Annotated in this window: 1 protein-coding gene; it reads left to right on the top strand. The window is 37.6% G+C overall.

Annotation, left to right across the window (positions count from 1 at the left end; translation table 11 throughout):
* Positions 1 to 449: TRAP transporter large permease subunit (locus tag KH400_RS21080; RefSeq protein ID WP_217227997.1), on the top strand; the 449-nt coding region annotated here is incomplete at both ends.

Genomic DNA, 449 nt, shown 5'->3' with positions numbered 1-449 from the left:
ACCTAACACGACATTTAAAGAAAAGATGATGTCGTTAAAAGGGATAGGTCCTTTTGCTATATTGGTCTTTACGATTGTTGCTGGGTTATACTCCGGTATTTTTACACCTACAGAAGCTGGGGGAATGGGGGCCTTTGTGGTGTTCGTGATGGTCCTATTGAAACATGGATTCAAATGGGAAATTATGAAGAACAGTATGATTGAAACGATGAAAACGACGTGTATGATTTTTATTTTGGTAGGAGGGGCATTTGTTTTTAGTTATTTTTTATCCGTCTCTCGAATTCCAACCACCTTGTCACAGTTTTTAGTATCTCTACCAGTAGAACCGATCGTTATTATACTGGGAATCATATTATTGTACTTGATTTTAGGGATGTTTATCGAAATGATCTCTGCGATGTTCTTGACACTTCCTATTATTTTTCCAGCGGTCATCGCATTAGGAT

This window comes from Desertibacillus haloalkaliphilus, assembly GCF_019039105.1.
Classification (GTDB): domain Bacteria; phylum Bacillota; class Bacilli; order Bacillales; family KJ1-10-99; genus Desertibacillus; species Desertibacillus haloalkaliphilus.
This window is presented reverse-complemented; position numbering and strand designations above follow the sequence as displayed.